At 40.4% G+C, this 18172-nt stretch carries 22 protein-coding genes and 1 tRNA gene; 10 read left to right on the top strand and 13 right to left on the bottom strand.

Annotated features, from left to right (window positions below):
• Positions 1-181: 181 nt before the first annotated feature.
• On the bottom strand, positions 182-2458 hold the full coding sequence (locus F7B60_00790) for an ABC transporter substrate-binding protein (protein ID MCE4614055.1): 2277 nt from the start codon (positions 2456-2458) through the stop codon (positions 182-184).
• A gap of 169 nt (positions 2459-2627) precedes the next feature.
• On the opposite strand from F7B60_00790, the gene F7B60_00785 reads away from it, so the two are divergent.
• The 3 genes from F7B60_00785 to F7B60_00775 all read left to right on the top strand — a co-directional run bounded on the left by F7B60_00785 (position 2628) and on the right by F7B60_00775 (position 4894).
• The gene (locus F7B60_00785; protein ID MCE4614054.1) at positions 2628-3230 is read left to right on the top strand and encodes a hypothetical protein; all 603 of its coding nucleotides are present in this window, start codon (positions 2628-2630) and stop codon (positions 3228-3230) included.
• A 97-nt stretch (positions 3231-3327) separates the two neighbouring features.
• Complete coding sequence (locus tag F7B60_00780) at positions 3328-3795, top strand: hypothetical protein (protein ID MCE4614053.1); 468 nt, start codon at positions 3328-3330, stop codon at positions 3793-3795.
• Positions 3788-4894: a hypothetical protein gene (locus F7B60_00775; GenBank protein MCE4614052.1), complete on the top strand. Its 1107-nt coding sequence runs from the start codon at positions 3788-3790 to the stop codon at positions 4892-4894. Before F7B60_00780 ends, F7B60_00775 begins: the two co-directional genes overlap by 8 nt.
• A 7-nt stretch (positions 4895-4901) precedes the next feature.
• On the opposite strand, the gene F7B60_00770 is transcribed toward F7B60_00775, so the two are convergent.
• The gene (locus F7B60_00770) at positions 4902-5489 is read right to left on the bottom strand and encodes a hypothetical protein (protein ID MCE4614051.1); all 588 of its coding nucleotides are present in this window, start codon (positions 5487-5489) and stop codon (positions 4902-4904) included.
• A gap of 116 nt (positions 5490-5605) precedes the next feature.
• Here F7B60_00770 and F7B60_00765 point away from each other — a divergent pair, with 116 nt between their 5' ends.
• The 3 genes from F7B60_00765 to F7B60_00755 all read left to right on the top strand — a co-directional run bounded on the left by F7B60_00765 (position 5606) and on the right by F7B60_00755 (position 7831).
• On the top strand, positions 5606-6331 hold the full coding sequence (locus F7B60_00765) for an N-acetyltransferase (GenBank protein MCE4614050.1): 726 nt from the start codon (positions 5606-5608) through the stop codon (positions 6329-6331).
• Positions 6319-7674, top strand: a complete 1356-nt coding sequence (locus tag F7B60_00760; GenBank protein ID MCE4614049.1) for a nucleotide sugar dehydrogenase — start codon at positions 6319-6321, stop codon at positions 7672-7674. The genes F7B60_00765 and F7B60_00760 overlap by 13 nt, the downstream gene beginning before the upstream one ends.
• Positions 7675-7753: 79 nt before the next feature.
• Positions 7754-7831: transfer RNA gene (locus tag F7B60_00755), tRNA-Arg, on the top strand.
• Between the two features lie 205 nt (positions 7832-8036).
• Here F7B60_00755 and F7B60_00750 read toward each other — a convergent pair.
• The 7 genes from F7B60_00750 to F7B60_00720 all read right to left on the bottom strand — a co-directional run bounded on the left by F7B60_00750 (position 8037) and on the right by F7B60_00720 (position 11269).
• On the bottom strand, positions 8037-8390 hold the full coding sequence (locus tag F7B60_00750) for a DUF5615 family PIN-like protein (GenBank protein ID MCE4614048.1): 354 nt from the start codon (positions 8388-8390) through the stop codon (positions 8037-8039).
• Complete coding sequence (locus tag F7B60_00745; protein ID MCE4614047.1) at positions 8371-8610, bottom strand: DUF433 domain-containing protein; 240 nt, start codon at positions 8608-8610, stop codon at positions 8371-8373. Before F7B60_00745 ends, F7B60_00750 begins: the two co-directional genes overlap by 20 nt.
• A gap of 172 nt (positions 8611-8782) precedes the next feature.
• Complete coding sequence (locus F7B60_00740) at positions 8783-8944, bottom strand: hypothetical protein (GenBank protein MCE4614046.1); 162 nt, start codon at positions 8942-8944, stop codon at positions 8783-8785.
• Positions 8945-8973: 29 nt separating this feature from the next.
• Positions 8974-9177 (bottom strand): UPF0175 family protein, encoded by a 204-nt coding sequence (locus F7B60_00735; protein ID MCE4614045.1) that lies wholly within the window; start codon positions 9175-9177, stop codon positions 8974-8976.
• 304 nt (positions 9178-9481) lie between these two features.
• On the bottom strand, positions 9482-10513 hold the full coding sequence (locus F7B60_00730; protein MCE4614044.1) for a hypothetical protein: 1032 nt from the start codon (positions 10511-10513) through the stop codon (positions 9482-9484).
• Between the two features lie 124 nt (positions 10514-10637).
• The gene (locus F7B60_00725; GenBank protein MCE4614043.1) at positions 10638-10889 is read right to left on the bottom strand and encodes a hypothetical protein; all 252 of its coding nucleotides are present in this window, start codon (positions 10887-10889) and stop codon (positions 10638-10640) included.
• A 182-nt stretch (positions 10890-11071) separates the two neighbouring features.
• The gene (locus F7B60_00720; GenBank protein MCE4614042.1) at positions 11072-11269 is read right to left on the bottom strand and encodes a DUF5678 domain-containing protein; all 198 of its coding nucleotides are present in this window, start codon (positions 11267-11269) and stop codon (positions 11072-11074) included.
• An 838-nt stretch (positions 11270-12107) separates the two neighbouring features.
• On the opposite strand from F7B60_00720, the gene F7B60_00715 reads away from it, so the two are divergent.
• The 4 genes from F7B60_00715 (at position 12108) to F7B60_00700 (ending at position 14986) form a co-directional block, all read left to right on the top strand.
• Complete coding sequence (locus F7B60_00715; protein MCE4614041.1) at positions 12108-13394, top strand: right-handed parallel beta-helix repeat-containing protein; 1287 nt, start codon at positions 12108-12110, stop codon at positions 13392-13394.
• Positions 13395-13816: 422 nt separating this feature from the next.
• A complete protein-coding gene (locus F7B60_00710) occupies positions 13817-13984 on the top strand; it encodes a hypothetical protein (GenBank protein MCE4614040.1) in 168 nt (55 codons plus the stop codon).
• Positions 13981-14382, top strand: coding sequence for a type II toxin-antitoxin system VapC family toxin (locus F7B60_00705; GenBank protein MCE4614039.1), 402 nt, complete (start codon positions 13981-13983; stop codon positions 14380-14382). Before F7B60_00710 ends, F7B60_00705 begins: the two co-directional genes overlap by 4 nt.
• Positions 14383-14650: 268 nt before the next feature.
• Entirely contained in the window at positions 14651-14986 is a 336-nt protein-coding gene (locus F7B60_00700; protein ID MCE4614038.1) for a VOC family protein, read from the top strand.
• 120 nt (positions 14987-15106) lie between these two features.
• On the opposite strand, the gene F7B60_00695 is transcribed toward F7B60_00700, so the two are convergent.
• The 4 genes from F7B60_00695 to F7B60_00680 all read right to left on the bottom strand — a co-directional run.
• Positions 15107-15949 carry a heme-binding protein gene (locus tag F7B60_00695; protein MCE4614037.1) on the bottom strand — a complete coding sequence of 281 codons (843 nt, stop codon included), beginning with the start codon at positions 15947-15949 and terminating at the stop codon, positions 15107-15109.
• A complete protein-coding gene (locus tag F7B60_00690; protein MCE4614036.1) occupies positions 15946-17151 on the bottom strand; it encodes an FAD-dependent oxidoreductase in 1206 nt (401 codons plus the stop codon). Before F7B60_00690 ends, F7B60_00695 begins: the two co-directional genes overlap by 4 nt.
• Before the next feature lie 294 nt (positions 17152-17445).
• Entirely contained in the window at positions 17446-17790 is a 345-nt protein-coding gene (locus F7B60_00685; GenBank protein MCE4614035.1) for a hypothetical protein, read from the bottom strand.
• Positions 17791-17870: 80 nt separating this feature from the next.
• On the bottom strand, positions 17871-18172 hold a 302-nt coding region (locus F7B60_00680; protein MCE4614034.1), incomplete at its 5' end, for a hypothetical protein.

Raw genomic sequence — 18172 nt, 5'->3', positions numbered from 1 at the left:
TTAACGGATGTATGCCAAGACTTAGGTTCCCGAGATTGGCCCACTACGGGGGGGAGACCATTGCATCCTTGTTTTGGAGGTAATTGGAGAGGTTAAAATATCATTATCAAAAAAAGTAAAACTATATCGATAGATTAATTGTTTGGAAAAAAGAATACAGAGTACTTTTGGAAAAACTATATCATCCGCTTAGGTAACTTCCTGCGCTGGATACGCTGTTAACGGTAGTCCATTGTAGTACACTGAACTGTGTTCCTCCATAGAATAGTGGTCCTGCATAGTCGTCGGGATCTATATAATCAGGTGCCCAGCCTATTATATATACATCGAAACTAGGCTTCTCTGTGTTTTGCAGTAATGTCGGCCAATTTAGAGCTTTTGCTGTAACCTTGAGTCCTAGTGAACCCCAGGTGTTTTGCAGTAATGTCGCTATTTTCTCTCTCTGACTATTCCCTGTGTTATACCATACCTCTATACTATACTTACTTAGGTCGACACCAGACTTTTGCAATAATTCTTTAGCTTTCGTTAGATTAAATGAATATTTTGCCACAATATTGTCATTATGACCTATGAAGCCTGCTGGTAATACACCGTAAAGCTCGGTTGCATAACCAGCATATACAAGATTATATATCTGTGTGTAAGGTACAGCATATGCTAGTGCCTGCCTGACATACAGATTGTCCAGAGGAGGCTTCAGATCGTTGAGAACTATGTAGAGTATCGTTGGATCCAACCCTAGATTCTTTACCACTACCTTATAGTTTGTTCCAGAATATTGATACCCTTCAACATCTTTTAGCCTATCCATGGGTATAGCTCCATAATCTGCCTGACCTCTCTTAAGTATTTCTATCCTAGTGACAGCATCATTATTAATTAGGAATATAGCCGTCTTATGCTCCGGTGCATTAGTGCCATATAGCTGTTTCCACAGTGTTACGTTCCAGTAATAAGGGTTATACTGGAGCACTATGTAACTGTTCTCCTTGTATTCCTTCACATAGTATGGACCAGTACCTACAGGATACTTATGTAGAAGCTGATGTGTAGGCTCTTGTTCTCCAGTACCGACATATTTCGCCCATGCAGACGGGCTCCTTCCATAGTTGCTATCTTTAAGTGCCTGTGTGTATTTGCCCTGTAGTTGTGGTGTGTAATCGAACATGTATTTCATAGGTACAACCATCGTGAACGGATCTGCAAGTATTTCGAGTATGGCACCATACGGCTTATATAGCTTTAGCTCGACAACACCAGCGGTAGATCCGCTGTAGTCGTAAACTTGTAGTAGTTGCGATAAGCTTTTTACCTCTCCCTGGAAGTTCCCATAGCTAGTATATATTCCTCCTTTAGACAATACACTACTTAGCTCATTTTCTGTTAGTACAGTGCTCTGGTTAACATTGATGAAAGACGTTATCATCCAGCTAGGATCTAGGTTCAGCCTAGCTATCCTCCATAGAGTGAAGAGGACGTCGGTAGCATTAACAGGATATACATTATTGTGCCATGGATCATACGCCTTTACATTGCCTCTTATAACGAAATACCAATCTGTTCCGTCTTTATTGTGAGCCCATGCTACTGCTAGATCCGGGCTTAATACCTCTGTTTGGTTCTTCCAGTACGTTACTAGTGTGTCACCTATCTCGTGGAAGATTAGCCAACCGAATGTTTCATACGACTTCGCAGGATCAAAACTTTGAGGCCATCCTATAGTGACATCTACGTATGTTGTCGCATTATTAGCATAATTACCGATGCCTAGAGGGATATTAGGTGCATTAGAGTCTTCGGTAATGAGATCGAATCTTTCACCCAAGGTTGGCTGATAGTATCTTCCATGTACCCAGCTCCAGTAGTTGAAGACTGCAATGTACTGTCCTAGCCAGATCATAGGCTCATAATAATTGCTTAGCTTATAAACAGCTTCATACATCTGAGTCCTGAGTGCTGGATTTGGCTCCTGTCTTCCAGCCATCATTAATGCATCTGCATAGGAGTTCCTGTAGAACCCTGGATCTATATTGACGAATGCAGTAGAGTTTTCAGCAGGTAAAGTAGCGCTTTCATTTGCCTTAAACTTAACAACAATTATCTGCTTTCCTTTATTGTCAAATTGTGGAACCTTAGATCCAGTAGGACCGACTACTACGAACGCATTGCTTGTTTCAATTACAGCTGCATACCCCGGTTTGGGAGGTATGAATGTATATCCCTGCATCATTGTTGTTGTAGTAGTCGTAGTAGCTGTTCCAGTGATCGATGATGTGGTCGTAGTCGTAGTTGTAGTCGGTGAAGTTGATGTAGTTGAAGTACCTGTAGGAGTTGTAGTCGTAGTTGTAGTCGGTGCTCCATGTCTTGTTGCAGCCCACCAACCAGCGCCTATTATGACTATGATTATTATAATAATACCTATCCAAGCTGATGTTGAGAGTCCCTTTGAACTCAAATTTATATCACCTTCTAACGTTTCCTAGAAAGAGCTTGGCATGTATAACCTATAATATGATAGTAGTTAAATAATTTTTGCAGTTCACAGTTCTATTGATACAATATTAAAATTAAGATTAAAAAACTTTGATTAAAGTATAACCTTAAAGTGGAGGTATTTCGCTGGATTGAAAAAGATTGCCGTAGCAATACCATATAATATTCTAGCTCTGGGGAATAAGAAGATTGGAGCAGATGCCAGGTTCTGGTGTAGCTTGGAAAAAGGCTTCAGAAAACTCCTGTTAATGCGGCTTGAAAACCTCCTCGATGATGTAGAGTCCATAAGAAATGTGGATTGTATATTGAAAGGCAAAATCGATGTATATAACCAATTAACCGATCTTAGAAACCTGAGGAACTCTTTGGATGAAGCAATTACTAATCTACCGGTGAAGAGAAATAAAAATCCCTTAAAATTGCTTGGATTGAGACTAGCAACCCTCATAACCCCGGGAGATCGAGTTTATAAGAAATTGGAAAACGAAGTTAATGATAGTGATGTAAATGAAATTAGATCAGCACATTTTCTAATACGTAACCTTGACTTATCAAATCCCCGCCCAGTAGGATATGTTAAGTATTTCAAAATTGAAGCCGAGATCGAAGGGAATGAAATAATAAGGATTCTCGATAAAATTTATGCTGGAATCTATAAGATGGATAATCAATTTAAAAAAGAGTTTACAGTAGACATTGTAAAATGCTTAAACACCTCTCTAACTATAGATTGATCAACTTGAAGGTAGGGTTGCGTATTTTCCCTGGACACTATCACCTATATCCTTAAAATAATTCGATACCCGTACGTACTAAATACGGTGTACAATATTGCCTAAACCCTCCTCAAGGGAAACAGTTCCTAATACAGTCTCCCAAGAGATGGCTAGTAAAGCTATCGAGACTGCTTCCTCACTCATTAACTTAATTATTCCCGGGCCTCTTATTGTACATCGTCATCCTGATGGTATTAGTGTAGATGTGCCCATTCTCTATAACGGGTTTGCTTTGGATAGAATACACTTTGACTTGAATTCTAGTGAATTCTCCCCTAAGGGCAGACCTGCAGTATCCGCTATTCCGGGTTTAGATGAAGGTGCTATTTCAGTTAAGGTAAAAGAATTGTTCAAGGAGCTTAGAGTTCTAGATGCTGCCGAATTTAGAGAACCCGAAGACTGTTGGGTTATCCCCTTAGCTTGGGGCAAATTTATTGTGGCACATATTAAAGTTTCGAGGGATGGCTCCGAGGTCGTCTCGGATCGTGGATTGACTGCAGAGGTTTCGAGTAGAATTGCATAATATAACTAAGCGGACGATAGGTTTTAGAAGTTTAATTATTTCAATAGCTATTATTGCAACACCCATTTTGCTTAAATGTTCAAGTTCAAGTCTCTATGATGTTCCACGTCTACTAGATATAAAGTCGCTTTCAACCATCCTGTTTTTCTTACTTATCTCGAGAGGATTCGTTATAAGCGGTCTAAATACAAGGTTAGCTCAGTGGATACGTGCAAAGGGTAAGGCAGACGGATTTAGTGTTCTATTATTCTACCTTCTATCCACTATTGTTCTCTCAGCGATGGCAACTAATGATGGAGCTGTACTCGTAATGATTCCTGTAGGTTTAAAGTTGTCGGAAATCTCTGGATGGAACCCTGTTTCTATAGTTGTTCTGGGATTGATTGCTGCAAACACGGGTTCGATTTTATTTCCGTTCAGCAACCCTCAGAATATCATTATTTGGCAATACTATAATGTGTCTTTTACCGGTTTCATAGAAGTTTCATCTGTAGTTTTTGCTATAGCGACACTCATATTGTTATTAGTGGTCTACCTAGAAATAGGGAGAAAACGATTAGAGAGGGTAGCGAGTTATCCTAAGGTGAAAATCTCCAGTACTACAGGATATACAACTCTACTTTTACTGCTATTAGGCATTGCTTTGTCTAATGAAGGATATGGTTCATATGCTTTTCTTTTAGCACTAGGTATATTCGTCCTAGTCGACAGGTACATCGTATATTCTGTTGACTGGGCCCTTGCTCTTCTATTCATATTCCTATTCCTAGACTTCAACTCGCTAGCACTTATTTTATCTAAACACTTAATTCATCCAGTAACCAATAGAAGCCTAATTTACCTAGGAACACTCGCTTTTTCACAAGTAATCAGTAATGTTCCCACAACTATTTTCCTTACAAAAATAACACAGCAATGGAACAGTTTGATTGTAAGTGCAAATATCGCTGGATACCTTACTCCCATAGGAAGCCTAGCCAATCTTATTGGATTAAGGTTAAGTAACGTCAGTTGGAAGGCTTATGTTAGGAAAAGCCTAGTTTTCTCTAGTACAATAACGATAACGGGTTACATCATTATAACGTTCATACTAGGTTAGACGCGAATTAGCTAGAATGCGTTTTTGACGTTAATTTCTTTTCTCTAAGTAGTTTTCTATAGTCCTTTATGAGGGACTCTAGTTCATCTAGGAATTTTTCTTCGTCTTCGACATACCTTTCGGAGGAATCCACGTCTTCTCTTAGGGCTGTTATGAACTTCTCAACATATGCATTGACTTCCCTCTGGTATTCCTCTATTCGCCTGCCAAAACTAGGATCCCTTCTCACTGTTTCCGGCTTATCATAGCAGAGCTTTAGATCTCCCAGTACACCGCTCAAGGACATTGTTAACTTCTTCAATTCCTCAATAGCATCTCTCAGCCTTATCTTGTAGAAAGCAAATCCTGAAGCCAGCTTCATACTCCAGTAAACCGGATCCCAGTTCTCCCTATCCCCAACCTTCTCCTCCCCGTAATTCTTCTCAAGTAACCAATATCTGTAGCCTTTCTCCAGTAAATCAAGTACCGACTTCCCTTTTTCGCCTTCATCAGTAGAGTTCAGGTAATATTTGAGGAGCTCTTTTAACCGGTCATCCAATGGTATACATAACTCCTCCCAGCTATTAGAGCTAGCCCTCTTTATCAACCGCCTCATCATCTAACCCCATAAGCATCACTTGAGTAACTAGGAGACTTATACATTTACTCGACGGAAGTAGTATAAGATAATTATCTACCCATCTCATTCTTGTTATAGTAGGTGTACAAGGTTTGTATGTTTCAAAGAAGGCTAGGATCGACAAAGTCCTATTGGCCGAGTCTGCAGTGGTTTTAGGCGAATCAGTAATCGGCCAAGGATCCATCGTAGACATCAATACAATCATAGGCTATCCTATTAGATCGAAGATCCGGGGTCTCGAAGTAGGAGATAATAACTTATACTTGGAGGCCTTGGATGCGGTTAGCGATGGATCTATTCTGGGATCTAAAGTTCACATACGCCCGGGTACGAGTATTTACGAGGGAACCGTTATAGGAAATAGTGTTGAGACAGGGCATAACGTCCTCATAAGAGAGAACGTTAGAATAGGGGACAATACAGTCATAGGTTCATCAAGCGTTATAGATGGAAGGGTTAGAATAGGAAATAACGTCAGGATAGAATCAGGAGTCTATATTCCCCCCGAGAGCATTATAGAGGACAATGTCTTCCTAGGGCCCTTCGCATTAGTCACTAACGACCGGTATCCCATGTCAAAGAAGCTTATAGGAGTCTATATAGAAGAAGGAGCAGCTATAGGTGCAAACGCCATATTAATAGCCGGTGTAAAAATCGGTAGGCACTCTATAGTGGCTGCGGGAAGCATCGTAACTAGAGACGTTCCCAGTGAAAGTGTGGTTGCCGGAGTTCCTGCCAGAATCGTATCTGATAGATGGGAATTCGAGAGAAAGAAGAGAGAATGGGAAGAGGGAGGTGTTCAGACGTGGATGCAGTAGACAAAGTGTTCGATGGCAAAGGATGGATAGCCGTTTACGGGACAGGATACGTCGGATTGGCGCTCATAGCAGTATACCTGAGGAAAGGGTTGAAGGTAATCGGCGTTGATATAGATCACGATAAACTGGAAAAGATCAGGCAAGGAGCACAGGATGTTATTGAGGAGAAAATAAAAGACGCTATTAGAACGGGCATTGAGGAAGACAGGCTATTATTAACTACTGACGGTGTTAAAGCGTCCGCCGATTCCGTGGTTAAAGTAGTAACTGTTCCAGTATACCTTGACTGGATAACAAAAGATGTAAACTATGATTCGTGGACAGCTACTCTGAGAGACATAGGAAAAGGGTTGAAAGAGGGAGACCTAGTAATAATAGAGTCCAGCGTACCCCCAGGATCCACTGAATATAAAGCCAAGCCTGTTCTTGAGGAGGCTAGCAGTTTAAAAGCAGGGAGAAATTTCTACCTTGCGTACAGTCCAGAGAGGGTATACGTTGGAAGGGCGGTTGAGGACATAGAAGATAGATACCTTAAAATAGTTTCAGGAATAGATGAGAAGAGCCTAGAGCTCGTATCAAAATTATACGAGAAAATAGCTGGGAAGGGAGTTCTACGCGTAGGCCGGCCTATGACAGCGGAATTCGAGAAGCTAGCTGAGGGAATATATAGAGACGTCAACATTGCACTCGCAAACGAACTGGCATTAGCTGCAATGAATTTAGGCATAGACTTCTACGAAGCATGTGAAGCAGCTAACACCCAACCATACTCCCACATACACCTCCCCGGACCAGGTGTCGGGGGATACTGCATACCTATATACCCATACTATCTAGCAAATAGCCTCCTCGAAAGAAAATACATCATGAAACTAACCATTACTGGAAGACAGATAAACGAGAATATGCCGTTAACCATTGCCAACCTGCTAGAAGAATACCGTAGAAAAATAGGGATCCCCCCATCGAGTAAAGTAGCCGTACTAGGAGTAGCATTCCGAGGCAACGTAGATGATACGAGACTCTCGCCAACATATGACATTCTGGGAATACTCAAAGCCAGAGGCTACCAGGAAATCATAGCCCACGATCCATATGTTAAGCATGATCCCATACTAGAGAATCTACACATACCATTAACAAGCGATTTAGAAAAAGCCCTCGAAAACGCTGAGATAATACTAGTTCTAACAAGACACAGCCAATACAAAGACCTCAAAACAACCCAAATAAAGGAGATAACTAAGAGAGAAAATCCGCTAATCATTGACACCACAACATACATACAAAACGACGACAACTACAAGAACATAATCACACTAGGAAAGCCACATAATCTATGAAACAACATTTCTAAACAGATAAATCAGAATAACCAGCGCTCTATTATTAACCATCCAAAGAAACCAAGTTAATACGAGTGGGCCCGTGGCCTAGCCAGGATAGGGCACCGGCCTCCGGAGCCGGGGGTCCCGGGTTCAAATCCCGGCGGGCCCGCCACTCATACATAGTTTTTAGTATATTTTTCCATATTCCACAAGATACGCTTCTCCTCCGTGATTTGTTTCTTAAAATAAAATAATGGAGTTGTATGGTTGCCAACCCTAATTATATGGCCACTAGCCTGTAGTTTAGCTATGAAATCATGGTTATTACATAAAATTTAGACTTCTACATTTAGAGTAGTAAACCGTTGATGTAGATGCTAGTCATAGATTTCTATATATTTATGGTCTATGATTATGAGTAGCTCAGGCTTAGGTTCTAGCTGGTTAGCTATAGAGGCTATTCTCTCGGCTAGTCCTTGTATTTCTTTCCTAGGCGGCTGATAGGAGATGTAGATTACTCCATGCCTTATCAGAGGTAAGAGGCTTGGTTCTGTAAAGTCAGCGTCTCTTGTTAATATTGTTCTCTCAAGTTCGTTTGCTATATTGGCTAGTTCCCTATCACTAATACCTCGGGTACCCAGGTCCTGTAAACGAGCAACATTCACGCCATACCGCTTCAAGGAGATTACCAGCTTTTTAGGTATGTTCTCATCAGCTAGAAGCCTCAGCAACCACTGTAACCCTCTTTAGAGCCTTAGATGCAAACCTCAATGCTTCATACACAGCCTCCAACGGAATATCGAATTCCTCAGCAACCTCCTCGGGTTTCCAGCCAGCCGCGAGCATGTCTAGAATATCGTCAACAGATATCCTTGTACCCTTCACAGTAGGTCTGCCGCCACGTCTACCAGACACTATTTCAAGCCACTTATAACCAGGCAAAAGAACCATACTAGCCACCGCCAAACAATATCATTCCAAATACAATGCTTTATATCTTCAACTCTAAGATAAGACTCCTATCCCAGTTTCCAACATTAACGTTATCCCTTTAAGGGTTAATTTCCAGTGCCTTACATTTTCTATCTCCCTCAGCGATCTTTAAACACTTAGACAGATTCCATTATCCATAAACACTTCCTTTGACTGTGACCTTCTCGTAGACTGCAGTAGACACAATAATCTTTGGAAACAGTTCTATTAAGCTTTCTAGTAGGTTTATGGCTGCGAGAGCTATAATGGGGCTTGAGTTCAGCACTATGCATTCAGCTGACTTGCTACTCAATCCCTAGCTCATTCCGGAACTCCTCGTCACTATAGGAGTAAGCGTAGATTCCCCCTTCTGCGCAGTTCAACTAGGAAGTTGTAGAGCGGTAAACCAGCCAGCTCCGCGGCACGCTCAACACTCACAACTCCACGCAGGAAAAGATCAATAGCGTAGGCCAGCCTAACCTCCTCCTCAACCCTACCAGCATAATAAGAGGGAACCCGAACCCTAACTACAGCTTCCCGTGACAAAAACACAACACCGGTAACATAAATCAACATGAAAGCCTAAAAAGCGATACCATGGGTATAAGAGCAAAACCTAGTCAAATATAAGAGTGCTATATCCAATTAACCTAGCGGGTATAAATCCTATTTAGATTCGTTCTATTTCCTATGGGGTTCTGGGACAATTGTATTTACAGTTACAGTTTGCAGAATCAGGAGCCCGCTATCCTGTTCCAACTCACTAACACTAACAATATCTGGAGAAATGAAATCATAATCAAGCTTTGACCCAGAAATGATAATAATGAGGGAAAGACAAAGAGAGTAGTTAGATTCTGAGTAGAAGCGAGGATAATGTATAGCCAATCCCGCCTCCTATGTAGTTAAAGCTTAAGACAATAGTAGAGATCTCAGGAGCACGATCAGTAAACGAGACAAGTGTATTAATAAGAGGCTCAAGCGGGCTTGACGAAGCTGCTAAAGCAAGTAAAATAAGGAAGAATATACTCGAGTCTATCTTAACGATAATAAGAGAAGCAAACGATATCACAACTAGAGCATAGACAGCCATTAACATAGAAACTGACCTCATACTTGCTAGCTTCTTAAGACCCCTCCTACTGATAATAAACTGGATAGCCATATACGTGGCTGTTTCGAGTTCAACCGCTACAAACACTAGGAAACCCGATATGCCTTGTCTAGCTCCAAGCTCAAACACCATTCCCATCCAGAGGTACTGTAAGAACCAGTTTAAAGCTGCCAATATTGCAAGAGGAGCAACATTCCTAATCAACGCTAGTTCCCCGGAGAAGAATCTAGGTTTTATTTCAGCACCACCAAGACGAGCAAAATAGAAGAGGAGAATGAGTCCGAATGCCGTGGACACTGATAGGACTGCGAGGAAGACTATCTTATTCGGCGTTATATATGTGAGTATCGGCGCAACGAAGAACGCAACGGCCTCAGCACCTGAGATTAGTGAAAAGAATTTTGACGGATCTCTTAGGTGTTTAGACCAGCTCACCTCTAGATTGTATATGTAGCCTCCGGTATAAATTCCGAGTAACGCAGAGACTGATATTCCCATAAGGTAGATTGTGATGTTGTTGAGAAGTAAAGCTAACGTGATTGTTAGGAACAGGAAAAGTAGGTGGACGAACGGCATTGTCTTGAAAAGCCTTTCACTATAAATCAGTAATGGCATGAATCCACGTGTGACTATAACGATGCCATAAATAGTTCCAAATATAAAAACCGTATTAGTATATGCTATGAAGTTCGTCGAGTATATAGCAAAAGCACCTATTATCGTAATGAGGAAGTCTAAGTAAACAAGGTAAATGGTTTGATTCCCCATTTAGCATCCCATGACATCACAATTCTCCTAATCGTTTCTAAACCGAGCCGGTGGTCTCTGGTCAGCTAATCCGGGCGGAGCCGCCATTTATGCATAAATTTTAGACATAAATACACATTAAGTATTATAACTGGTAATTTGCTTGCATGTTTCTTGGTTTTATTATTAGTTTTCTCTCCCACTCCCTGAACGCTATTTCGAATGCATCGAAAAACTCTTTTCTCCCGAGAACTGCTAGTTCTATGGGAATGTATGGTATGAATACTATTGGGATTCTTAAGCTATATGCTCCTATCATGACCTCTACGTTTGGAACGTGTTTTCCCTTTATATATCCTCCCACTCCAGTTAAGTATAGTGTCTCCCTATTGCTCAAGTCAAGTCCTATAACGTTTGCGACATCTTCTGGGAAGAGGCTTATGACAGCACCACTATCTAGAGAGCGTATAGGGTTAACTCTTTTTGGGCTCTTAGGGTCACGGGTACTAGTGGGTATGGTCTGCCAAGTCTTTCAACGTATTCGAATACTAGTTGTTCAGCCACGTCTATACCTCCTTTTTAACCTGTTTTGGCGACTAGTAGCTCGTCCGGCGGGACTTTGACTACAGCATACTCGCTCCTCTTGTACCCTTTACTTTCCATTACTGATAATAGTCTCTGGAGACTTTCAGCCCAAGCCACGACTCCACCATCTATAATAGCAGCCCAGTAACCAGGTGGAACTTGATCCAGCTCACCAGGTTTAACGAGCTTCACGCTTTTTTTTAGTAGTTGAAACAGACAAGGCTCAAATACCCATTACTTAATAATGGGCCCCATAGCTAATATCTCTTAGATTCCTGGCATACTATTTACATCCTCTATCTCATGAAAACATCATTGCTCAACGATTATCCAGCAACAATATTTCTCTTCTAGACAGAATCATACAAGGCAAGTCCCGCAAGTGATGAATACTCTCACGAGCCTGCTAGGAGAAATACCGGAGTCCTTAAAACACAATTATAAGCACATCTAGTATAGGCCTTAATTATCATGGTAACCACTATTAACAAACACAATATCCTGTAATAGTGATTTATAAAACCCATTAACCCTTAGATTTCTTGACAATATAGTAGGTTAAAACTAGCACTGATAACACCACCTATCTAAACCCGCTACCTCACACACTAGATAATAGACGTGAAAACATACCTAACTGGCCCGAAACAATGAGAGAGAATAGGACGATCGTATTTATGGTTTCGGCCTCCGGAGCCGGAGATCCCGGGTTCAAATCCCGCCAGCAGCTCTATAAAGTAAGGGAGTGCTGTGAGTTTTAGTGTAGATTTGAGTAGAGTAAAGCCTCGAACAAAGCTAACATCAGTAAGATTTTTAAGTTAATGCGAAAAGAGATAGTCTTAATAACAATGTAACTCTTGTCATCCTAGTTAAGGAATATGAATTCGTGTTTTCTTGCGCAACCTGTATAATAAATGCTGTAATAAAGGCATCCTATGAACGTGAGTTATCATCAAGTTTGGATTTTTTGTAAGTAGTTAAATATAACAAATTTTTATATGATAATTATAATATGTAAATGTTTAAATTGGTGGTTATCACGATTAAAAACTTAAAAATTTTCATTGCAGTATTATTCCTCTTAACATACATTTCAGCTTCAAGCATTTCAGCTTTAAGAGAGCAATGGTTAAATACAACAGGGGAAACCATCCACTACATTAATCATTTGCCATACAACATTACCAAGCCAGGAACATATGTCTTAAATACGGACATCAGCATCCCTTCCGACATAAATGCAACTATGATAAAAACGAGTAATGTCGTCCTTGACGGAGATGGTCATAAGATAGTGGGAGTAGGAAATGGAGGAGGGATAGGAATAGTAGCAGTAAACTTAAGTGACATAACTATAAAAAACATAGAAATAAGTGGAAGTTTCAATGACGGCATGCTTTTAACTAATATTTCAGACAGCAACATTTATGATAACATAGTAAATAATAAGTATTTAGGCATGGTTTTCTATGGCTCTTCAAACGATAAGATCTATAATAACAAAATAGGCAATGACCAAGTTGGCATAGTATTGTATAATTCTTCATATGATACTGTTTATAACAACGAAATGAGTAACAGTTCCGGCATAATTCTTTATTCTTATTCAGATAACAATACCATTTACGGTAATGTAATAAGCAACAGTCATGATGGCATAGGCCTCTTTGCTTCATCAAACAACACTATCTATGCTAACTTATTTATCAACAATAAATACGGTGCAGGCCTCCTCGATTCTTCGAACAACACTATCTATCACAATGACTTCATCAATAATTCTGTGCAAGCTGTTGCTTTAAACTCAGTTAACATTTGGGATAACGGGTATCCTTCAGGGGGAAATTATTGGAGTGACTATAAGGGTACTGACTCAAACAGCGACGGAATAGGCGACACACCATACATCATTAATAATAGTAAGAGCAACATCGACTACTACCCACTAATGAAGCCATATATCATTAAAACCCAAACAACCACAACATCGTCACCAACAACTACTCACCCAACAACGTCAACACAAACTCAATCTAGGACACCAACCACAACAGGAGGGGGAACAACTTCTACACCAATATCTACAACATCCCAAACAAGCACTACCTCGTCTGCAACCAGCTCATCAATGACATCAATTACGACACCAATAACTCACTCCACCACTACAGTAACAATGAGCTTAACCACCTCAACGACAGCTTCGATAACCGCTTCTCCATCAAAACACGCAAACAAGACTTACACACTGATAATAGTAGGAGTAATAATTGCGATAGCTATAGGAGTAGCAATCACGTTACCGAAGAAATACTGATACCCCAGTTAACTTAAAGAAAAACTTATTGCCTACGTCCATCCAGAACAAATTCTGCTGATTGCACAAACATAACAAAAACCTACAGTAAATGAGGGGACAAAGATCATGCAACTCAAGTCGCGGGACACTGTTCCAGCACTGAACTAGTCTCTCTGATAGCATAAATATTAGAATAGCAGCTATAATAGCCATTGCTGTATATAGCCACATGAGGTCTCTGTTCGACAATTAATTTTGTGTTTTTGATCATGGTGCTGATCAGATCCTTCTCTAGCCATTTATCAAGGAATACTTGTGAACGAGTCTGCCATTCCTAATTTATGGCACCTAGCAGAAGAGTATGTATCATGTGCATATATACATTCCACGAAGAAATGTCGTACTCTAACCTCTTCTATCTTGTCTTGTAGCAGACTATTATGGGTGTTAACGTTTCTGAGGTATTGAGGAAAGCTCTTGAGGAGGAGGTGCGCAAAAGGAGGCTGTTAAAACTAGAGGAAAAACTTAGGGAGAAACAGGATATACTGGCTAAGATAGACGTGGACGAGCTGGTAAAGCTAATGCGAGAGGATAGGGATTCGAGATGACTAGGCCCACATACTTATTTGACGCGTCAAGCATCGTAAAAGCCATAAAGAAAGCCAAGATAATTCCCCTGGGCGGACAGGCACTACAATGGCTTACAATATACGAGGTACTCAATGCTTTCTGGAAAGAGGCTAACCTCCTACATAAGCTCGACCAGGAGGAGGCCAGCTTAATTATTAGTGACTTTACAGAACTACTCAGAGACGTGGTCATCATAGAACCATATGGTTTAGAGAAAGATATTTTAGAAACCTCAATTTCAAAGAACATAACAGTATATGATGCTTCCTACATAGCCATAGCCCTAAAACACAATCTAATACTAGTAACAGAAGACCAGAAACTATCAAGCAAGGCAAACAGCATGGTCGATGTAGTATGCCTAGAGGACTTATGATTAACATTACTTTATGCGAAAGCTCGTGGTTAACGGTAAAACTCGATGATAATGTCATTTTTTGGAGTTACATGTAAGATAACAATGGACCAATAAACAAACCAGCTTAATAAAACAAAGCCTCTACTAGGCATGGCAACAATCTTTTACATGTATGAGTGACTGGGAAACTGGATTGCTATGGTAAATGTAGAAGCGGTAGTCCCATTCTTGACTATTACTAATTTAACTTTCAGGCTAGAATCTAGATGATTGGGGGAACATAGGTTTGTTTAAGAATGTGAGATATGTCATTGTTCGTGTCTCTGATGTTAGTAAAATGGTATCTTTCTGGAGAGATAATATAGGTTTGAAGCCATCATACGTTACTAGTGTTTGGAGCGAGATACCTCTGGAAAACATAGTAATCGCGTTGCTTCATGACGAAGATGCTTCTCCCAAGAGAACAGGCGTTGTATTTGAAGTGGACGGCATACGTGAAATTGTGGAGAAACTGAAGGCCAGGGGTGTTAAGGTTAGTGAGATAAGTGATATAGGATCCGGTTTACTCGCATTTTTCAATGATCCAGAGGGCAATGAGTATGAAATATTCCAGCCTAGATAAACGCATGTGATTGCTCATACACTTGCTATTACCACAGTAATTGATACGCTAGTAGAGTTACTGGTTTTCCCATAACCTGCCCTATTGTGGTATAAGAATAGGAAAATGAAATGGAAAAAATTACTCTCGCACTTTAATTGCTAATCTTTTAAGAGCCTCTATTGCTACTTCTTTATCTATCTCCGGCTCATCACCTGAAATCCCAATCGCACCACAAAACGTTTCCCCCGTAGAGAATGGTACGCCACCAGGAACTGGTGTAACACGTTCGTTCCAGTTCACATTATTTACATTGTTATTATAGAATTGTAAAGCGTAGTCGGAGAAAGTCTTAAAAGCTGCAGCTGTCCAAGCTTTGTCCCTTGAGAGTTCAAGGGTTCCATATGGAGCTCTGTCCATCCTGTAAAGCAGTAGGAGCCCTCCCCATTCATCTAAAACGGCTACACTTACAGGTTTTAGGTTTCTTTCTTTTATTATACTTAGGACTTCTTCAGCTATTAGCCTCGCTTTTGACAATTTCTCTTCGACTTCTTCTTTGAAGTCTTCTTCCCTGAATATAGCTGTCCAGCCGGCTTGAGATATTTTCAAGTCCTCTTCCGCTGAGCCTCCGCTATGACCGATTCCTCCTAGGATTCGTCCATGAGCTATTATAGGTATGGCCCCAGGTATTATGGTTAGCCTACCTTTGTGTTTGACGTTAAGCCTCCATCCCTCTCCTCTAGTTATAACCTCGAGCATCCTGCCCGAGGCTTTCATTGTAGCCGCGGTCCATGCTTTGTCGATCGCTATATCAGCTGTTGCTATCGGTGCAATGTCTCTTCTCTCGAAAGCTATTACGTGACCTCCCTCATCTACCACTGCATAACTTCCCGGAAATATTTGGTTGTCCTTTGCAAATCTTATCATTGCATTGATCATCTTGAGGGCAGTATTTAGAGTAATTTTTTGAGGAAGCGCAGTCATGCCTTAACACCTCCTTTTTCTGTGGGATTGAAATTAGATTTTGGTAGAAGATATAGGCCTGATGTCATTAGTAGCTCAGCGACTCTCTTCCCTAGCATGGGCGCTGAGCTGACCCCTGCAGGGCCTAGTATTATATTTACCCATCTTGGCACATATTCTGGCACATCGACTATGAAATCGTGCCAACCTACTTCAGCGTTTGTTATAGGCATTATTCCGAAGAATGTTCTTTTGATGTGTTTTTCAAATGGATAGCCTGGTATGACCTCCTTAACTACCTTGAGATTATGTTTTAGTCCCTGAGGAGGGAGGGTTTTATCACTCTTCATTACGAAGTCGAGGTATATACCTATTCTGAGGCCTCCGTAAACTATAGGTACAACCGCTCTAACATGAGGATCGCCAAGTCTTGGGAGGTAAAATGCCTGGTGACTAAAGACTTCACTGGTCTCCTCATCAAAATCTGTTAGAACACCTTTCACTGGAACGTAACTGAAGTTCCTTGCTCTCACCATTTCAGCTATTCTATCAGTATTTATACCTGCAGCGTTCACCACAAAGCTTGCCTTGACCGTAGCTTCATTAGTGTTGATCAGAAAGTATGTATCCTTCCTCTCAATGTTCTTCACCGCGTTTCCAAGTAAGAGTTCAATGCCATTTGCTTTAGCATTCTCAGCCAATGATTTAGTTAGTACTACCGGGTCTATTACAGCTAGGTTAGGGTCATACAGGGCTCCTTGAATTTTAGGATTAATATTGGGCTCTAGATCCTTCAAGGATCTCCTATCTAGGAACTGCAGCGGCTTAAAACTGCCTTCCGGAATGTAGTATGACGCGTTCGGTTTTAACGATGACTTAAATGCTCTGGAGTACATCTTTAGGAACCTCAGATAATCGGCCTTGTTCCAAATGAGCCCTAATCCTCCTACCCTTTTGAATGGGACACCTAGTTCCTCAGCAAACTTAGGCCATAGCGGGATGCTTTTAATGTTAAGCTCAGCATGAAGAGTTCCAGGCCTAAAAGTTAGAGAGTCTGCTCCTTGACAGACCAACCCCATATTGTTACCAGTCATCTCTAAAGCAACATCATCATTTCTCTCAATAACAATTATATCAATATCATATCTAGACAACTCCTTCGCAACGGATAAACCGGCTACACCGGCTCCAATAATGGCTACATCCACTTCTAGTTCTTCCAATTAAAAACCCCTCCTGAAACCATTAATTCAAGTATTAAAATTATTGTTTTCGAAATATATTATTAACTTATCAAACATACAATGATCAGTAGCAATTAACCCTTATGTATGTCCATCAAAACATTATTAATTATATTAGTATCATGAACGGAAGCTTCATAGCTTTCCTTGTCCATATCATATGACAAGCATAATAGATCGATCACTATAATGTTCATAGTAACATTATCATGTAACTTAGAAAACGGTATCTCGTCACCGTACAGATCTTACCTACACAGTCCTACAATAAAATTAATTCAAACCTTTTCTTAAAAGATCATTGACAACATCCCTAACCTTGGTTTTAGGACTATATTTCAAGAACTTTATTCCAATATCATTAAACAATTCTTGTACACCCACTCCTATATCCGGACCAACCACTAATTCTACACCTTTCTCTAACAAAAGATAAGCAAAAACTGGCCCAGCTCCATGACTAAAGTCTACGGCCTTGTTTTTTATTACCTCAACAAGCTGATATCCTTTCTCTTTTCCGTAAATATCAATCAAAGTTATTGTTCGACTTCTCGCCAACTCATCCGATACCTCATCATCCAGCCCTCTATATCCCTTCGTTGATATAGCTATTCTCAAATAGCTCACCTTTAACTTATACTCCTTTCATAAATCATTGGCATTGCCCGTAAAATATCATTAACTCAACAGTAAAATAGTTATTTAGGTATTATCCCTCTAAGCATCCTCTTGATTCCAGCATTTGACCAATAAATAGGTATCGCAAATATTCCAAGGATTAAATAAGGCGAGATTCCCCAAGGATCATTTGCTAAACACCAGCCTTCCACACTCTCACCCCAGAGAAGAGGATAATAAGCATCTAGTACATCAGCGAATATTACTAATACATTTAGAATCATCAATATTAATCCAAGTGCCCATCCTACAAAGAGAAAGCCCATAGCTTTCACATATTCTGATCTACCATAGAGTTGAATAGATCTAACGAGTATTAATC

The organism is Candidatus Tiamatella incendiivivens (assembly GCA_015522635.1).
In the GTDB taxonomy this organism is placed as follows: Archaea; Thermoproteota; Thermoprotei_A; order Sulfolobales; family Acidilobaceae; genus Tiamatella; species Tiamatella incendiivivens.
Note: the sequence above shows the minus strand (reverse complement) of the source record. Positions and strands in the feature narration are given on the sequence as shown.

Coding starts and splice junctions, on each gene's coding strand:
- F7B60_00730 (MCE4614044.1), bottom strand. CDS start 10,513: ATGGGGAATCAAACCATTTACCTTGTTTACTTAGACTTCCTCATTACG.
- F7B60_00745 (MCE4614047.1), bottom strand. CDS start 8,610: ATGGTTCTTTTGCCTGGTTATAAGTGGCTTGAAATAGTGTCTGGTAGA.
- F7B60_00705 (MCE4614039.1), top strand. CDS start 13,981: ATGACTAGGCCCACATACTTATTTGACGCGTCAAGCATCGTAAAAGCC.
- F7B60_00695 (MCE4614037.1), bottom strand. CDS start 15,949: ATGACTGCGCTTCCTCAAAAAATTACTCTAAATACTGCCCTCAAGATG.
- F7B60_00770 (MCE4614051.1), bottom strand. CDS start 5,489: ATGAGGCGGTTGATAAAGAGGGCTAGCTCTAATAGCTGGGAGGAGTTA.
- F7B60_00710 (MCE4614040.1), top strand. CDS start 13,817: ATGGGTGTTAACGTTTCTGAGGTATTGAGGAAAGCTCTTGAGGAGGAG.